This is a genomic window from Mesorhizobium sp. B3-1-7, from assembly GCF_006439385.1.
Classification (GTDB): Bacteria; Pseudomonadota; Alphaproteobacteria; order Rhizobiales; family Rhizobiaceae; genus Mesorhizobium.
This window is the reverse complement of the sequence record NZ_VFTL01000008.1, coordinates 58,341-72,274: the sequence shown is the minus strand read 5'-3', so window position 1 is coordinate 72,274 and position 13,934 is coordinate 58,341. Positions and strand designations below refer to the sequence as shown.

Annotated in this window: 14 protein-coding genes and 1 tRNA gene; 8 read left to right on the top strand and 7 right to left on the bottom strand. The window is 65.4% G+C overall.

All coding sequences use genetic code 11. The features are described 5' to 3' along the window. Window positions 1-115: 115 nt before the first annotated feature. The 3 genes from FJ417_RS08990 to FJ417_RS08980 are packed head-to-tail and all read left to right on the top strand — an operon-like array spanning window position 116 to window position 3,642. Window positions 116-1,618 carry a sugar ABC transporter ATP-binding protein gene (locus FJ417_RS08990; protein ID WP_140783204.1) on the top strand — a complete coding sequence of 501 codons (1,503 nt, stop codon included), beginning with the start codon at window positions 116-118 and terminating at the stop codon, window positions 1,616-1,618. Continuing rightward, a complete protein-coding gene (locus tag FJ417_RS08985) occupies window positions 1,615-2,631 on the top strand; it encodes an ABC transporter permease (RefSeq protein WP_140783203.1) in 1,017 nt (338 codons plus the stop codon). The genes FJ417_RS08990 and FJ417_RS08985 overlap by 4 nt, the downstream gene beginning before the upstream one ends. Before the next feature lie 12 nt (window positions 2,632-2,643). After that, complete coding sequence (locus FJ417_RS08980; protein ID WP_140783202.1) at window positions 2,644-3,642, top strand: substrate-binding domain-containing protein; 999 nt, start codon at window positions 2,644-2,646, stop codon at window positions 3,640-3,642. Window positions 3,643-3,989: 347 nt separating this feature from the next. Here FJ417_RS08980 and FJ417_RS08975 read toward each other — a convergent pair whose 3' ends face one another. Further along, window positions 3,990-5,048 (bottom strand): ornithine cyclodeaminase, encoded by a 1,059-nt coding sequence (locus FJ417_RS08975; RefSeq protein WP_140783201.1) that lies wholly within the window; start codon window positions 5,046-5,048, stop codon window positions 3,990-3,992. Window positions 5,049-5,050: 2 nt separating this feature from the next. Further along, window positions 5,051-5,983 carry an arginase gene (gene rocF, locus FJ417_RS08970; protein ID WP_140659063.1) on the bottom strand — a complete coding sequence of 311 codons (933 nt, stop codon included), beginning with the start codon at window positions 5,981-5,983 and terminating at the stop codon, window positions 5,051-5,053. A gap of 128 nt (window positions 5,984-6,111) precedes the next feature. On the opposite strand from rocF, the gene FJ417_RS08965 reads away from it, so the two are divergent. Beyond that, complete coding sequence (locus FJ417_RS08965; RefSeq protein ID WP_095769871.1) at window positions 6,112-6,552, top strand: Lrp/AsnC family transcriptional regulator; 441 nt, start codon at window positions 6,112-6,114, stop codon at window positions 6,550-6,552. A gap of 256 nt (window positions 6,553-6,808) precedes the next feature. Here FJ417_RS08965 and FJ417_RS08960 read toward each other — a convergent pair whose 3' ends face one another. From FJ417_RS08960 to FJ417_RS08945, 5 genes are all read right to left on the bottom strand, one after another. After that, window positions 6,809-7,186 carry a hypothetical protein gene (locus FJ417_RS08960; protein ID WP_140647216.1) on the bottom strand — a complete coding sequence of 126 codons (378 nt, stop codon included), beginning with the start codon at window positions 7,184-7,186 and terminating at the stop codon, window positions 6,809-6,811. A gap of 214 nt (window positions 7,187-7,400) precedes the next feature. Continuing rightward, window positions 7,401-7,556: a hypothetical protein gene (locus tag FJ417_RS33075; protein WP_181183190.1), complete on the bottom strand. Its 156-nt coding sequence runs from the start codon at window positions 7,554-7,556 to the stop codon at window positions 7,401-7,403. Window positions 7,557-8,295: 739 nt separating this feature from the next. Continuing rightward, window positions 8,296-9,378 (bottom strand): glycosyltransferase family 4 protein, encoded by a 1,083-nt coding sequence (locus FJ417_RS08955; RefSeq protein WP_181183189.1) that lies wholly within the window; start codon window positions 9,376-9,378, stop codon window positions 8,296-8,298. A 59-nt stretch (window positions 9,379-9,437) separates the two neighbouring features. Then, a complete protein-coding gene (locus tag FJ417_RS08950; protein ID WP_140783199.1) occupies window positions 9,438-10,460 on the bottom strand; it encodes a hypothetical protein in 1,023 nt (340 codons plus the stop codon). 289 nt (window positions 10,461-10,749) lie between these two features. Next, window positions 10,750-10,824: transfer RNA gene (locus FJ417_RS08945), tRNA-Gly, on the bottom strand. Between the two features lie 262 nt (window positions 10,825-11,086). Here FJ417_RS08945 and FJ417_RS08940 point away from each other — a divergent pair. The 4 genes from FJ417_RS08940 (at window position 11,087) to FJ417_RS08925 (ending at window position 13,911) form a co-directional block, all read left to right on the top strand. Then, the gene (locus tag FJ417_RS08940; RefSeq protein ID WP_140647207.1) at window positions 11,087-11,581 is read left to right on the top strand and encodes a prolyl-tRNA synthetase associated domain-containing protein; all 495 of its coding nucleotides are present in this window, start codon (window positions 11,087-11,089) and stop codon (window positions 11,579-11,581) included. Between the two features lie 121 nt (window positions 11,582-11,702). Continuing rightward, the gene (gene trxA / locus FJ417_RS08935; RefSeq protein WP_140783225.1) at window positions 11,703-12,695 is read left to right on the top strand and encodes a thioredoxin; all 993 of its coding nucleotides are present in this window, start codon (window positions 11,703-11,705) and stop codon (window positions 12,693-12,695) included. A gap of 275 nt (window positions 12,696-12,970) precedes the next feature. Continuing rightward, complete coding sequence (locus FJ417_RS08930) at window positions 12,971-13,642, top strand: LON peptidase substrate-binding domain-containing protein (RefSeq protein ID WP_140783198.1); 672 nt, start codon at window positions 12,971-12,973, stop codon at window positions 13,640-13,642. Window positions 13,643-13,665: 23 nt separating this feature from the next. Beyond that, window positions 13,666-13,911 carry a Trm112 family protein gene (locus FJ417_RS08925; protein ID WP_140783197.1) on the top strand — a complete coding sequence of 82 codons (246 nt, stop codon included), beginning with the start codon at window positions 13,666-13,668 and terminating at the stop codon, window positions 13,909-13,911. Window positions 13,912-13,934 lie beyond the last annotated feature (23 nt).

The following is a 13,934-nucleotide window of genomic DNA, read 5'->3' as shown; positions in this document are numbered from 1 at the left end:
GGGACTCCCTCCGGTGTTCTGCTTGTCTCGTCATCGTCGCCGGCCACCTGCCGGCGACGATGACCGCGCGCTCGTACCGCCGTTGCGGTAGAAGAGCGCTGTTCAGGATTGCCGCATGAACGACGTGATTCTTTCCCTTGAAGGGGTCGGAAAGATCTTTCCCGGCGCCGTCGCGCTGAGCGATGTGTCGCTGTCGATCGCGCGTGGCGAGACCCATATCATCCTGGGCGAGAACGGCGCCGGCAAGTCGACGCTGATCAAGCTCCTGGCCGGCATCTACCAGCCGGACTCGGGCAAGATCGCCTTCAATGGCCAGCCCTACCAGCCGAAGACACCGCATGACGCGCAACAGAGCGGCATCCGCGTCGTGCATCAGGAGCTGAACCTCCTGCCCTATCTCAGCATCGCCGAGAACCTGATGCTGGAAAGCCTGCCGCGCCGCGCCTTCGGCATCGTCGACCGCAGGGCGCTCAACAGCCGCGCGGTGGCGCTGCTGAAGGAAGTCGGCCTCGACATCGATCCGCGCACGCGCGTCGAGGCCTTGGGCGTCGCGCAGATGCAGCTGGTCGAGATCGCCAAGGCGCTGAGCTACGACTCGAAGCTCTTGGTGCTGGACGAGCCGACGGCGACGCTGACGCCGCCGGAGATCGGACGGCTGTTTTCCATCATCAAGCGGCTGAAGGCCAAGGGCGTCACCATCATCTATATCTCGCACCGGCTGCACGAGGTGTTCGAGATCGGCAACCGGGTGACGGTGCTGCGCAATGGCAGGCTGGTCGCGACCCGCGATCTCGAGGGCCTCACCGTGCCCGACCTTGTGCGCATGATGATCGGCCGCGACATCGCCGACGAATACGGTTTCGACGCTTCGATCGTGCCGGGCAAGGTCGCGCTCAGCGTCGCCAATCTGAAGCGCGACGCCGCGACGCCGGACATCTCCTTCGCCGTGCGCCATGGCGAGATCCTCGGCGTCGCCGGCCTGGTCGGCAGCGGCCGCACCGAGGCCATGCGCGCCTTGTTCGGCGCCGATCCCAAGCTCGACGGCGTCGTCGAGATCGACGGCAAGCCGGTGGCGATCGCCGCGCCCAAGGACGCGGTGCGGCACGGCCTGAGCCTGCTCACCGAGGACCGCAAGAGCCAGGGCCTGCTGCTCGACATGGCCGTCGACAAGAACATCACCATTACCGATCTCGCCAAGGTCTCGCGCAACGGGCTGCTCAACCGCCGGGCGGAGAGCGCGGCAGCAAACGATTTGGTCGGCCAGCTGCGCGTCAAGGCAAGCTCGATCGAGCAGGCGGTGCGCAACCTTTCCGGCGGCAACCAGCAGAAGGTGGTTCTGGCCAAATGGCTGTTCCGCGGCACCTCGACGCTGATCCTCGACGAGCCGACGCGCGGCGTCGATATCGGCGCGCGGCGCGAGATCTACCAGCTGCTCTGGATGCTGGCGGCGCAGCAGAAGGGCATCATCATGGTGTCGTCCGACCTGCCCGAATTGATGGGCATGTGCCACCGCATCATCGTCTTTTCCAGGAACAGGATCGTCGGCGAGGTGCCGCGATCCGAATTCGACCAGGAGCGCATCCTGTCGCTCGCCTATCAGGAGTATGTGCGACCATGAGCGAGACGTCCGAGATAGCCGTGGCGGCGCCTGTTTCTCCGGGCCGGGCGAAGTTCCTGCGCTTCCTGGTGCGCGATGCCGGCGTGCTCCTGGCACTGGTGCTGATCACGCTGTTCTTCTCGGCCACCGCCCCTTATTTCGCCACCTCCGGCAACGCGCTGAAGATCTTCGTGCAGATCGCCATCAACACGGTGCTGGCGGCCGGCATGACCTTCGTCATCCTCACCGGCGGCATCGACCTTTCGGTCGGCTCGGTGCTGGCGCTGTGCACGGTCGTCGGCGCCACCGTGATGATCGACGAGAGCCTGTCGCCGGCCGTCGCCATCACGCTGGCGCTGCTCGCCTGCATGGCGACGGGCGCGGTGTGCGGCTTCCTCAATGGCTGGATCTCGACGCGCTGGAAGATACCCTCCTTCATCGTCACGCTCGGCATGCTCAACATGGCGGCAGGCGCTGCCCGCGTCGTCAGCGACAATTCCACCATCACCGGCCTGCCGCAGAGTTTCGTCGATTTCGGCAACCTGATCATCGGCGGCTTCCTGCCGTCGATCTTCCTGGTCGCGGTGCTGGTGATCGCGGCCGGCTGGTTCGTGCTGCGCTTCACCGTCTTCGGCCGCATGATCTTCGCCGTCGGCACCAATGACGAGGCGGTGCGGCTGTCGGGCCACAATCCGGATTTCTACAAGGTCGCCGCCTTCACCATCAGCGGGCTCACCGCCGGCATCGCCGCCATGGTCTATCTGTTGCGCCTCAACATCGGCAGCCCGATCGCCGGCGTCGGCTACGAGCTCAACGCGATCGCCGCCGTCATCATCGGCGGCACCAGCCTCAGCGGCGGCAAGGGCTCGATCATCGGCACGCTGGTCGGCGCCTGCATCCTGCAGGTGCTCTCCACCGGATTGCAGCTGCTCGGCGTCGGCGACAATTTCAAACCCATCGTAATCGGCCTTGTCATCGTGCTCGCGGTCATCCTAGACGCGTACCGGGAGAGGCTGTTGCGGAGGATCCGCTGAGGGGAACGGGCCATGACGACGATCGCCGATGTCGCGCGCCATGCGGGGGTATCCGTCGCTACCGTCTCGCATGTGATGAACCATACCCGCCATGTCGAGCCGGAGACGGCAGAGCGCGTGCGCGCCGCGATCGCGGCGCTGCGCTACAGCCCGAACTCGGTGGCGCGGAGCCTGCGGCGCGGCGAGACCAAGACCATCGGCCTGCTGCTTCCGGACAATTCCAATCCGTTCTTCGCCAGCGTCGCGCGGCAGATCGAGGATGCCGGCTTCGTCTCCGGCTACACGGTGATCCTGTGCAACTCCGACGGCAATGCCGAGAAGGAGGAGCGCTATCTCTCGGTGCTGATGGCCAAGCAGATCGACGGGCTGATCTTCGCCGGCTCGTCCGACCACGCGCGGGTCTTCGCCCGCCTCCTGCCCAGCGTGCCGGCGGTGCTGCTCGACCGCGAGATCCAGTCCGTCAATGTCGATTCCGTGCTGGTCGACCACGACCATGGCGGCTATCTCGCCGGCAGATACCTGGCCGGGCTCGGCCACCGGAAGATCGGCGTCATCGGCGGGCCGCGCGATTCGAGCTCCAGCCCCGCCCGCCTGCGCGGCTTTGTCCGCGCGCTTGGCGAGGCAGGCCTCGAGCTGCCGCCGTCCTCGATCGTCGATTCCGACTATCATTTCGCCGGCGGCCGGCTGGCGATGGAGCAGCTGATGGCGCAGGCGCCCGACATCACGGCGCTGTTTGCCTGCAACGATCTGATGGCGATGGGCGCGCTGACCCTGCTGCGCTCGCGCGGATTGCGGGTTCCCGACGACATGTCGATGGTCGGCTTCGACGACATCCCCTATGCCGTCACCACCTGGCCGCCGCTGACGACGATCGCGCAGCCAGTCGAAAAGATCGGCACGCGGGCGGTGAGCCTGCTGCTGGAACGGCTCGGCGATCCGGCCGCGCCCTCGCGCCGCGAGGTGCTGGCGCCGGTGCTGGTCGAAAGGGAAAGCTGCGCGGCGCGGCGGTAGTGTTTGTGATTGTCGACGCCGGCGCCAGCCCCCGCTCCGTCTCGGCGCTGCGCGCCGATCCACCTCTCCCCCACTGCTATGCACACCTTCTGTGACTGGCGTGACCGATCAGGCGGAGGCTTGATTGCCAGGTGGTTCCCCCAATCCGTCGCTGCTTCGCAGCGCCACCTTTCCCCCTCCGGAGGGAAAGGAAGGGAGCGTTGCTGGACGAGCGTTGACGGCAAGAAGCTTGGCGCCTTTCCTCTCCCCCGTCGAACGGGGGAGAGGTGGCTCGGCGAAGCCGAGACGGAGTGGGGGTCGACCAGCGCTACATAAGACGGAGAGGGGGACGCCCTATGCGATTGGCTTCAAGTCGCCGGCTGCACGGCCGCCCTCAGCAGCATCCCGAACAGGTCGCGCGGCTCGTCGGGGTCGGCGAGCAGGTCGAGCTCCTCGTAGAGGCCGGTGGCTTGGAGCTGGTCGCGGACGTAGCGCAGCGCGGAAAAATCTTCCGTGGCGAAGCCGACGGAATCGAACAGCGTGATCTGCTTGGCCGATTTGCGGCCCTCAGCCTGGCCGGTCATCACTTGCCACAGCTCGGTCACCGGATGATCGGCGTCGAGCTGCTGGATCTCGCCCTCGATGCGGGTCTGCGGCGGGAACTCGACGAAGATGTCGGAGCGCACGAGGATGTCGCGGTGCAGCTCGGTCTTGCCGGGGCAGTCGCCGCCGACGGCATTGATGTGGACGCCGGAGCCGACCATGTTGTCGGTGAGGATGGTGGCGTACTGCTTGTCGGCGGTCACCGTGGTGATGATGTCGACGCCTTCCACGGCATCCTGTCCTGTCGCGCAGATGGTGATGTCGAAACCCTTGCCGGCGAGGTTGCGGGCGCATTTTTCGGAAGCCGAGCGGTCGATGTCGTAGAGCCGCAGCCTATCGATGCCGAGCAGCGCCTTGAAGGCGATGGCCTGGAACTCGGACTGGGCGCCGTTGCCGATGATGGCCATGGCTTGGCTGCCCTTCGGCGCCAGGTATTTGGCCGCGACGGCAGAGGTGGCGGCGGTGCGCAGCGCCGTCAGAATGGTCATCTCGGTCAAGAGCATCGGATAGCCGGAGCCGACATCGGCGAGCACGCCGAAGGCGGTGACCGTCTGGCGGCCCTCGCGCATGTTCTTCGGATGGCCGTTGACATATTTGAAGCCGTACATCTTGCCGTCGCTGGTCGGCATCAGCTCGATGACGCCGTCATGGCTGTGCGAGGCGATGCGCGGGGTCTTGTCGAACAGCTCCCAGCGGCGGAAATCCTCCTCGATATAGGCGGCGAGCTCGGTCAGGAAGCGCTCGACGCCGATGGCGAGCACAAGCTTCATCATGCGGTCGACGCTGACGAAGGGGACGATGGCAAGGCGCGAAGGCTGGGTCATGGTCAGAGGCTTCCGGAGTGGCTGCGGGTCGGGCGGTCCATGATGCGGCGGCCCATCAGGCTGGCGGTGAGGTCGACCATCAGGGTCGCGGTGCGGCCGCGCTCGTCGAGGAACGGGTTCAATTCGACCAGGTCGAGGCTCGAAACCAGGCCTGAGTCGGACAGCATCTCCATCACCAGATGCGCCTCGCGGAAGGTGGCGCCGCCGGGCACCGTGGTGCCGACGGCCGGCGCGATCGAGGGGTCGAGGAAATCGACGTCGAGGCTGACATGCAGGAGCCCGTTCTCCTTCTCGACGCGGGCCAGGAAGGCGCGCAGCAAGGGCGCGATGCCGTGCTCGTCGATGGCGCGCATGTCATGCACGGTGACGCCGGCTTCAGTGAGCGCGCGGCGCTCGGCCGGGTCGACGCTGCGCAGGCCGATGGCGCAGATGCGGGCCGGGTCGACCGCTTGCGGCAGATCCGGGAAATAACCCTTGAAACCCGCCTGGCCGCTGGCATAGGCGAGCGGCACCCCGTGCAGATTGCCACTGGTGGTGGTGTCGAGCGTGTGGAAATCGGGATGCGCGTCGAGCCACAGCACGAAGAGCGGCCGGCCGCGCTCGGCAGCGCGGCGCGCCACGCCGGACACGGTGCCGGCGGAGATCGAATGGTCGCCGCCGAGGAAGATCGGCATGGCGTCCCTGGAAGCGGCGTAGGCGGTCTCGGCGATCGCCGCCGTCCAGGCGGAGATCTCCGGCAGCGCCTTCAGCGCCAGGTTGCCGTGGACCACGGGCCGCGCCGCGGCCTTCTCGACCGCGCCCCAGTCCTCGACCTCGTGGCCGAGCTCGGCCAGCACCGAGACCAGCCCCGCCGTGCGCAGCGCGCTCGGCCCCATTTCGCATCCCATCCTGCCCGCGCCGTCCTGCACCGGCGCGCCGACGATCCTGCAGCGCATTTTTTCTCACCTTGCGATTGATCGAAAGAGTGAACCATCACCTGCTGGCGGTTTGAACGGCGAAAATTGGCATTTCGAGAAGACTAATCTATCATATTGGTCAAATGATTTGATCGAAATGGAAAGCCATGGACGCTCTGGACGAGAAGCTGGTGACGCTGCTGAGGCATGATGCTCGGCGCAGCGTATCCGACCTCGCCATCGATCTCGGCGTGTCACGCGCCACGGTCAGGTCGCGCATGGAACGGCTGGAAAAGTCCGGCGAGATCATCGGCTACACGGTGGTGCTGCGCGCCGACGCGGTCGATCAGAAGATACGCGGTGTGATGACGATCGAGATCGAGGGCCATGCCGCCGACCGCGTCGTCAAGGCGCTCGGCGGCCTCGCCGAGGTCTCGACTATCCACACCACCAACGGCCGCTGGGACCTGGTGGTGGAGCTCGGCACCGCCACGCTGACGGATTTCGACGCCGTGCTGCGGCGCATAAGGCTGATCCCTGGCATAACGGGAAGCGAGACAAGCCTGCTCTTGGCGACGCCGAGGACAACGCGGGCGCGGCTGGCGTAGTCGAGCGGGCCGGCCGGCCCCTCCGTCACATCACAGATTCGCGAGGGCCGGGACGACCGGCGGCCCAAAGAGCGTTATGCGACGCGTCAGGCGACGGGATTGCGCATGGCGCAGATAGCGAGACCGCCAAAGAGCGTAGCCTGGTATGACGGATGCCGGCGCCGTCGCTGCAGCGGCATTGTACGGCAGCGCGCCGGTGTGAAGCCTGGGAAGGCCCGATCACACCGGCAGCCGCCTTGCGAAGAACGCATGTTAGTCAGCCGTTCGGATAATAGCCGCCGTCCGAGCCGTCGCCCATATAGGTTCCCTGGCCGGTGGCGTCCTGAAGCCGCTGATCCAGCTCGTTGATCTGCCCGATCGCCGATCCGCCGCGCTGGATGCTATCGGCCTGCTGCATCAGCTCGCGGGCCTTGCCTTCAGAGATCTTGCCGAGCTCCCTGGCGTTGCGGATACCTTGCTTGACGCCAAGCAGCTGCTCCGTTGCGGCTCTCGCCTCCGGATCCATCGGCACTGACGCCGTGGTTGTCGTGTCGACCGCCGCTCTATGGTGGCGGTGCACGGCATAGGCGCTGGAAAGCGGTATGGCCGCGAAGATCGAGGCGGCCGCAATGAGCTTTGGGATGAAAGAACGCATGATGACATCTCCCTGCGATGGAAGAAGCGGCAAAACCGCTTTTTCCGAAACGGGCCGTCCTGTCGCGTCGTGTCGCGGTGCTGGCCATTCACCGCCGGCGTTTCTCGGCCCAAAGCAGACATATAGAAGCCGCCCCGGCGTTGAAACGAGGGTGGAACGCAAACGTTATCCGATGTGAACGGGCGTTGAATCGCCAATGCGCGGGCCGGGGTCTTCAGGCGACGCTGGCGAACGGGATCGGCGAACTGGCAGTCTGTCCGCCAAGCCTGGCATTGGCGAGGTCGGCAAGCTGCTCGGCTTCGCCGCGCGTCAGGCCGATCAGCGGCCGGCCGACCATCTCCGCCGGGATGTCGAAGGCCAGATCACACACAAGCCAGTCGTCGCATGGATCTCGCATCGCTGCGAACCGCATTGACGCGCCTTGTTTCAGCGTAGCTAAAGCGGGCTCGGTGTTCACGGAATCGCTGACCGGCCTAAGTCTTTGTTTGGCCCACGTGGTTGCCCCGGAACCGCGGCGCGCTCCCACGACACGCATGGCAGTTGAAACAGAGTCCGATTGTTCCAGCGCAGGCCAGTAAAGTATCGATAAAAGGCTGGAATATCGGGAAAGTACCGCCGGCCGCGGTGTCGAGAGGAGTTCATTCGCCTGGCTGGCGAACTCCTCCGCTTGCTCGCGCGTGAGACCCAGTAGCACCATGTCCGGCATCTGCGCCGGGCAACCGGACCGCAGATCGTATACCATCCATTGGCCGCACGGATCCTGTAAGGCTGTGAACCTCATGGCCGTTTTGTTTAGCTATGCCCCAACGTAACGACTTGCGGGAATGGTTCCCCGCGAGACTGCCCGGCCGGATCAATTCCGGCACTTTCGCTCAACATATAATTGTCGGGCGCCCGGCAAAAGAGGTTCTACAGTCCCTTCGGCATGCGACCCAAGTCTGACGGGTTGCCGATATTTTCGGGGTGGCGAATGCTACTACCCGGGAGAAATATCGCGTGATTACATCTGCTTGATCCATTTTGCGGGAAGTCCGTGACGGAAGGCGCACAGGCGATCGGTTCAGGCGGGGACGTTTTTCGGGCCATGCGCGGCGCCAAGACGCGCTGCCCTATTCATGCCCACGTTTGCGCGAGATGGATTTGATGATTTTTTTGAGACGAGACGGCCATCTCCGCGCGAGCTTCCTTTCCAGATAAGCGATGCGCCCGCGCAGCGCCGGCAAGCTTTCCCTCTCCAGCCACATCGCGTCAACCTCGCTTGCCAGGCGTTCGAGATAGGGCGCGAACGGACCCACCGCCGGCTCCGGCGCACCGGATTCCAGCGCTTTTCGATAAAGGCCTTCCAGCCCGTCGACCGCAATCTGGAGGGTTCGTTCGCGCCGCACCTTTGCCGTCACCTGGGCCGCGTCCTCCGGCGAATAGAGAGCAAGCTCCCGGCGCAGCCATGCCTCGTTGATCGGCGTCGCGCCGCTGTAGTAGCGGGGTCCGAAATTCAAGAAGGAGCCGCGGTCGAAGTTCTCCACGGTCACCAGTCCACCGGCCTGGGTCGGCGCCAGCGTCATCACCGCGCAACCGGTCGCCATTGCTTCCAGCGCGGATTTGCCGCTTGCGAAGACGAGATCATATTGCTGCAGCAGCATCTCCGGCCGGGGTTGGCTGTTGCCATAGGCCGCGCCGATCTTGTCGAGTTGGAGACCGAGCGCGGCACAACCGGATTCCAGTTGCGAAAGCTCGATCTCGGGCAGGCCACTGCTCTGGAAGAGCAGCGCCCGGCGCATCTCCCGAGGCGGCGAGCGCACCTCGGAGAAGCGCGTCGTGTTGACAAAGTTCGGCACGCAGGAAACACGCCCGGGATCGAGATCGAACTCGGCGATGGCGCGTCGCACCATCCATTCGCACATCATCACGTAGCAGTGGATGCGCTGGTGCATGGGCGGCTGCTCCACCCATGGTATGGCGCCGTGACAATAGTAGACGGCAGGCGTTGTTTCGAAGCGCGCCATGGCCGCCATGGCCGGCAGATGATGGTGGGCGTGGATCAGGTCCGGGGTCCACGGCACGTCGTCCAGGCGGGATACCACACGCACGCCGCTTGGCCAGAGCAGTTTGGCGACACCGCCGAGACGAGGGCTGAAAACCGTGATTTCGTGGCCGCGCTCGGCCATTTCGCGGGCGACCTCGACGGTGACCATCTCCGACCCGTGGAAGTCGACAAGCGCGCGTTGGGTCATCAGGAGCCGCATGCCGGCCCCTATAAGCGGCGCTGAGGCACGGCGACGATAAGGCCGGCCCTTGCGGCGTCGTTGAGATAGCCGATCCCGAAGGGCAGGGCCGGACCGTCGCCCCTGTCGCCATAGGCCGCGGCCAGCTCCGACTGATCATACTTCGCGAACACCGGAATATCGGCGACAAAGCGTCCATGCAGCTCGATATGCCATCCCCAGTCGCGCAACAGGCGGTAGGGGATGCCGCTTGGATCCTGCACCAGGACATCGGTCCGTTCCCGCAGAAGACCGCGAAGCCGCTCGAAGGGCGGTTCGTGCAGGAGATAGCTCGCGCTCTTGACAAAGGTCGCCAAGCGGCGCGTGGCCCCGAGGTGACGGCTGAGCGGGCTCTCGCGCGCCCAGTGTTCGTCGCGAAGGTCCTGCTGGAAATAGGTGAGGCGGATTGGCGCCGCCCGGTCACCGAACAGGATATGGATCCCCGTGCCGTCGACGGGATCGATCCGGTGCAGCGGCAGCCCGGCATGGGCGATCTGCGCGATCAGGAGCGGCAGGACGCCCCCTATGCTGCTGCCCGTCAGCTGCGATCGCAGGTCCTTGGTGACGAAATAGGAGCAGTCGAGATAGTGCCGCAAGATGTCCACTATGCCGGCCAACGCGAAGTCGTCCGGTCTTTCCGCGAGCGGCCAGGGACCGCATGGTTCGGCGCCAACCAGGATATATTCTCGAGCTTGCGGGAAAAGGTGAAGGGGGAACAGCAGGTCCGGGCCGCCGAAAGGATAGAAAATGGTCTCGACCATGGTCCGGTGCGCCGCAAGGTTATTCTGCGCCCAGTGCCCCGCCGGCTCGGCGAAACGTCGCTTGAAACGCGCGAACAAGCCATAAATCGCTTCGGCAGGCCCGGATCCGGAGGGAGCCCGAACAAAACCCTGCAATAGAGGCGAGAGCGCCTCCGCCAGCCCGTTGCGGGCCTCCAAATCGGCCTGTGAGCAATCAGGCTGGTACACGCGGCACCCGCGCAGCGCACGCCCCCGTGGTGACCGGATCGACAATCGCGGCGCGCCGAGTAACCGTTGATGAGAGAGGAAAGGTCATGGGTATGGAGCCTGTTCAGGCCAGATACTGCGGCAAGCGTGCCTGCGTTACGCGACAAGCGCCCCGCCAAGGCCTGCCTTGCCGTTGTTAGCGTATCTCCGGTGCGAGGGGCAATCGCGAAATGATCCGCGAAAGGCTCCGCCAAGTGGCAGCCATGAGTGTCCAACAGCGTATGTCAGCGGCAAAAATGAAAAGGGCCGGATCGATCCGGCCCTTTTTCATAGCGCTTAACTTCCTTGAGGAAATTGGAGCGGGTGAAGCGATTCGAACGCTCGACCCCAACCTTGGCAAGGTTGTGCTCTACCCCTGAGCTACACCCGCTCGCGCGGCCTTGGGCCGCAAGCCGCGCCTATATGGCCGAAGAGCGCGGCGATTGCAACAGGGAAATGACGGTCTTCTTGGAGTGAATTCCTCCCGCGGCGAAGTTCGCTTCGAAAGCATCGAAGCGGGGCCAAAATCGGGCCGGTTGCGAGTCCCCGGGCAAAGCCGCCGTTCGCCTTGCCTGGAATCGCTGCGGCGGCCTTGCCCCGAGGGCGCCGTTGGCCGTAAACGGCATGACCCCTTTCTGATTGCGCGAGGACCGATGCCGAAGACCGAAGCCGAGCTCAACGCCTTTCTTGCCGATCTCGGCATTGCCGTCACGACGGTGCGGCACCCGCCGCTGTTCACGGTCGCCGATTCGCAAGGCCTGCGCGGCGAAATCCCCGGCGGCCACACCAAGAACCTGTTCCTCAAGGACAAGAAGGACAATTACTTCCTCGTCACCGTCGGCGAGGACGCCGTGGTCGACCTGAAACAGATACACCACCTGATCGGCGCCGCCAGCCGGGTGTCCTTCGGCAAGCCGGAAATGCTGATGGAACTGCTCGGCGTCATCCCCGGCGCGGTCACCGTTTTCGGCCTGATCAACGACACGGAAGGGAAGGTGAAGATCGTGCTCGACCAGGCATTGATGAGCCACGACGTCATCAACGGCCACCCGCTGACCAATGAGGCGACGACCTCGATCGCCGCCGCCGACCTGATCAGATTCGTCGAGGCAACCGGCCACGATCCTGTTATCCTGAAAGTCTCATGACCTTGAAAGTCCCGTTACCTTGAAACTCGGGGGCTGATCGCCACATGGAAGGCGGTTTTTGAAATCCGACAATGACGCGCCGGGCGCCGACGCCCGAGAGCGTGACCGAAAGGGCGAGAATATGAGTGACGACAATCCGTATAGCGGCGCGTTCGGCGGCAATGGCGGCCAGTACGCCCAGACGGTGCAATATGGCGGCGGCGACCGCGCCAAGGTTTCGCTCGGCGACGCGCCGGCGGCGGCCGACCTGATCAAGGACACCACGACCGCCACCTTCGCCGCCGACGTCATCCAGGAATCGCGCCGCCAGCCGGTGCTGGTCGACTTCTGGGCGCCATGGTGCGGGCCCTGCAAGCAGCTGACGCCGCAGCTCGAAAAGGCGGTGAAGGACGCCGGCGGCAAGGTCAAGCTGGTCAAGATGAACATCGACGATCATCCCTCGATCGCCGGCCAACTCGGCATCCAGTCTATCCCCGCCGTCATCGCCTTCAAGGACGGCCAGCCCGTGGACGGCTTCATGGGCGCTGTTCCGGAAAGCCAGATCGCCCAGTTCATCCAGAAGGTCGGCGGCAAGGGCGGCGGTGCGCCGCAGATCGCGGACGCGCTTGCCGCGGCGGCGGAGGCGCGTACGGCCGGCGACGTCCAGACCGCGGCCGACATCTACGATGCGATCCTCGAGCAGGCGCCGGAGACGATCGAGGCGGTCGCGGGCCTGGGCGAGATCCTGTTCGATGCCGGGGATGCGGAAGGCGCCGAAGCCGTGCTGGCGCGGGCGCCCGAGGACAAGAAGGACGCGCCGGCGCTGGCGGCGCTGCGCGCCAAGATGACGCTTGCCGCGGAAGCGGCCGCGCTCGGCAATCCGGCCGAGTTCGAGCGCCGGCTCGCCGCCGACCCGGCCGACCATCAGGCGCGCTTCGACCTGGCGATGATCCAGAACGCGCGCGGCGAGCGCAACGCGGCCGCCGACAACCTGCTGGCGATCGTCAAGGCCGACCGGACCTGGAACGACGACGGCGCCAGGGCGCAGCTGTTGAAACTGTTCGAGGCCTGGGGAATGACCGACGAGGCGACGCTCGCGGCACGCCGCAAGCTCTCGTCGCTGCTGTTTTCCTAGAGCGGTTCGGCGTTTCACAGAATCGCCGAACCGCTTTAAGTTTGGTTTTGCGCAATTCCGGACGGGAGGCCACGGCGAAGTCGCCGAACCTGACCGCCAGGCACTTTTCGCGAATTGCCGTGAATTTTTTGCCGGCTGTCGTGGCCGGCAGGCTTGCGCAGCGGGACGTCAGCGCCAGATAAGGGCGGGGCCGGATGCCGATAGAGGCGCGTTTGCCGGTGCGAGAGGAGATTGCAGCTTGATGCGCTTGCCGGCGTTGCTTTGGGAGGGTCGCGGTGCGCGTCGGTAACGCACTCTATCGGCTTGCCAAGGATCTGCCGGCGGCAATCCCGGTGTTCCCGCTTGCCGGGGCGCTGCTTCTGCCGGGCGGCCGCATGCCGCTCAACGTCTTCGAGCCGCGTTACCTGCAGATGATCGACCTGGCGATGGCCGGCTCGCGGCTGATCGGCATGGTCCAGCCCAGCCTTGACGGCGCATTGCGCGATGACGGCGAGCCCGAGCTGTGCAGCGTCGGTTGCGCCGGGCGCATCATCTCGCTCGCCGAGACCGGCGACGGGCGCTACCTGATCTCGCTGCAGGGCGTCTGCCGGTTTCGCATCGTGCAGGAGCTCGCGGCAAAGGCGCCGTTCCGGCAGTGCAAGATCAGGCCGTTTTTGGCCGACCTCGATGAAGACCCGGCCGGCGCCGAGGTCGACCGGCCGGCGCTGCTCAAGGCGTTTCGCGCCTATCTGCAGGCCAACGACCTCGAGGCCGACTGGGAAAGCGTAAGCCGCGCCGAAAACGGCATGCTGGTCAACGCGCTGTCGATGATGGCGCCTTATGGACCGGCCGAGAAACAGGCGCTGCTGGAAGCGCCGGACCTGAAGACGCGCGCCGAGACGCTGATCGCCATCACCGAAATAACGCTGGCGCGCGAGGATGATGAATTTGGGTCAAGCCTGCAATAGGTTGCCGGTACGGGAATGGGTTCATGGCTGACGGACGTGACGGACGGAAGGCCGAGGTCGACCCGAAGCTGCTGGAGCTGCTGGCCTGCCCGCTGACCAAGGGGCCGCTGACCTGGGACCCCGAGCGCAGCGAACTGGTCTCGCGCGTGGCGAAGCTCGCCTATCCGGTGCGCGACGGTATCCCGATCATGCTGCCTTCGGAGGCGCGCACGATCTCGGCCGAGGACATGCTGGCGCCGCGGCCGCCGCGGCTCGGCGGGCCGTCATGAGTGTGCTTGCGCAGGCGGCGATT

What these genes read in the sequence shown, in the direction of transcription:
- FJ417_RS08975 (WP_140783201.1), bottom strand. Translation starts at nt 5,048, where the DNA reads ATGACCCAGCCTTCGCGCCTTGCCATCGTCCCCTTCGTCAGCGTCGAC.
- FJ417_RS08965 (WP_095769871.1), top strand. Translation starts at nt 6,112, where the DNA reads ATGGACGCTCTGGACGAGAAGCTGGTGACGCTGCTGAGGCATGATGCT.
- rocF (WP_140659063.1), bottom strand. Translation starts at nt 5,983, where the DNA reads ATGCGCTGCAGGATCGTCGGCGCGCCGGTGCAGGACGGCGCGGGCAGG.
- FJ417_RS08925 (WP_140783197.1), top strand. Translation starts at nt 13,666, where the DNA reads ATGGCTGACGGACGTGACGGACGGAAGGCCGAGGTCGACCCGAAGCTG.
- trxA (WP_140783225.1), top strand. Translation starts at nt 11,703, where the DNA reads ATGAGTGACGACAATCCGTATAGCGGCGCGTTCGGCGGCAATGGCGGC.
- FJ417_RS08955 (WP_181183189.1), bottom strand. Translation starts at nt 9,378, where the DNA reads ATGGTCACCGTCGAGGTCGCCCGCGAAATGGCCGAGCGCGGCCACGAA.
- FJ417_RS08985 (WP_140783203.1), top strand. Translation starts at nt 1,615, where the DNA reads ATGAGCGAGACGTCCGAGATAGCCGTGGCGGCGCCTGTTTCTCCGGGC.
- FJ417_RS08960 (WP_140647216.1), bottom strand. Translation starts at nt 7,186, where the DNA reads ATGCGTTCTTTCATCCCAAAGCTCATTGCGGCCGCCTCGATCTTCGCG.
- FJ417_RS08990 (WP_140783204.1), top strand. Translation starts at nt 116, where the DNA reads ATGAACGACGTGATTCTTTCCCTTGAAGGGGTCGGAAAGATCTTTCCC.
- FJ417_RS08940 (WP_140647207.1), top strand. Translation starts at nt 11,087, where the DNA reads ATGCCGAAGACCGAAGCCGAGCTCAACGCCTTTCTTGCCGATCTCGGC.
- FJ417_RS08980 (WP_140783202.1), top strand. Translation starts at nt 2,644, where the DNA reads ATGACGACGATCGCCGATGTCGCGCGCCATGCGGGGGTATCCGTCGCT.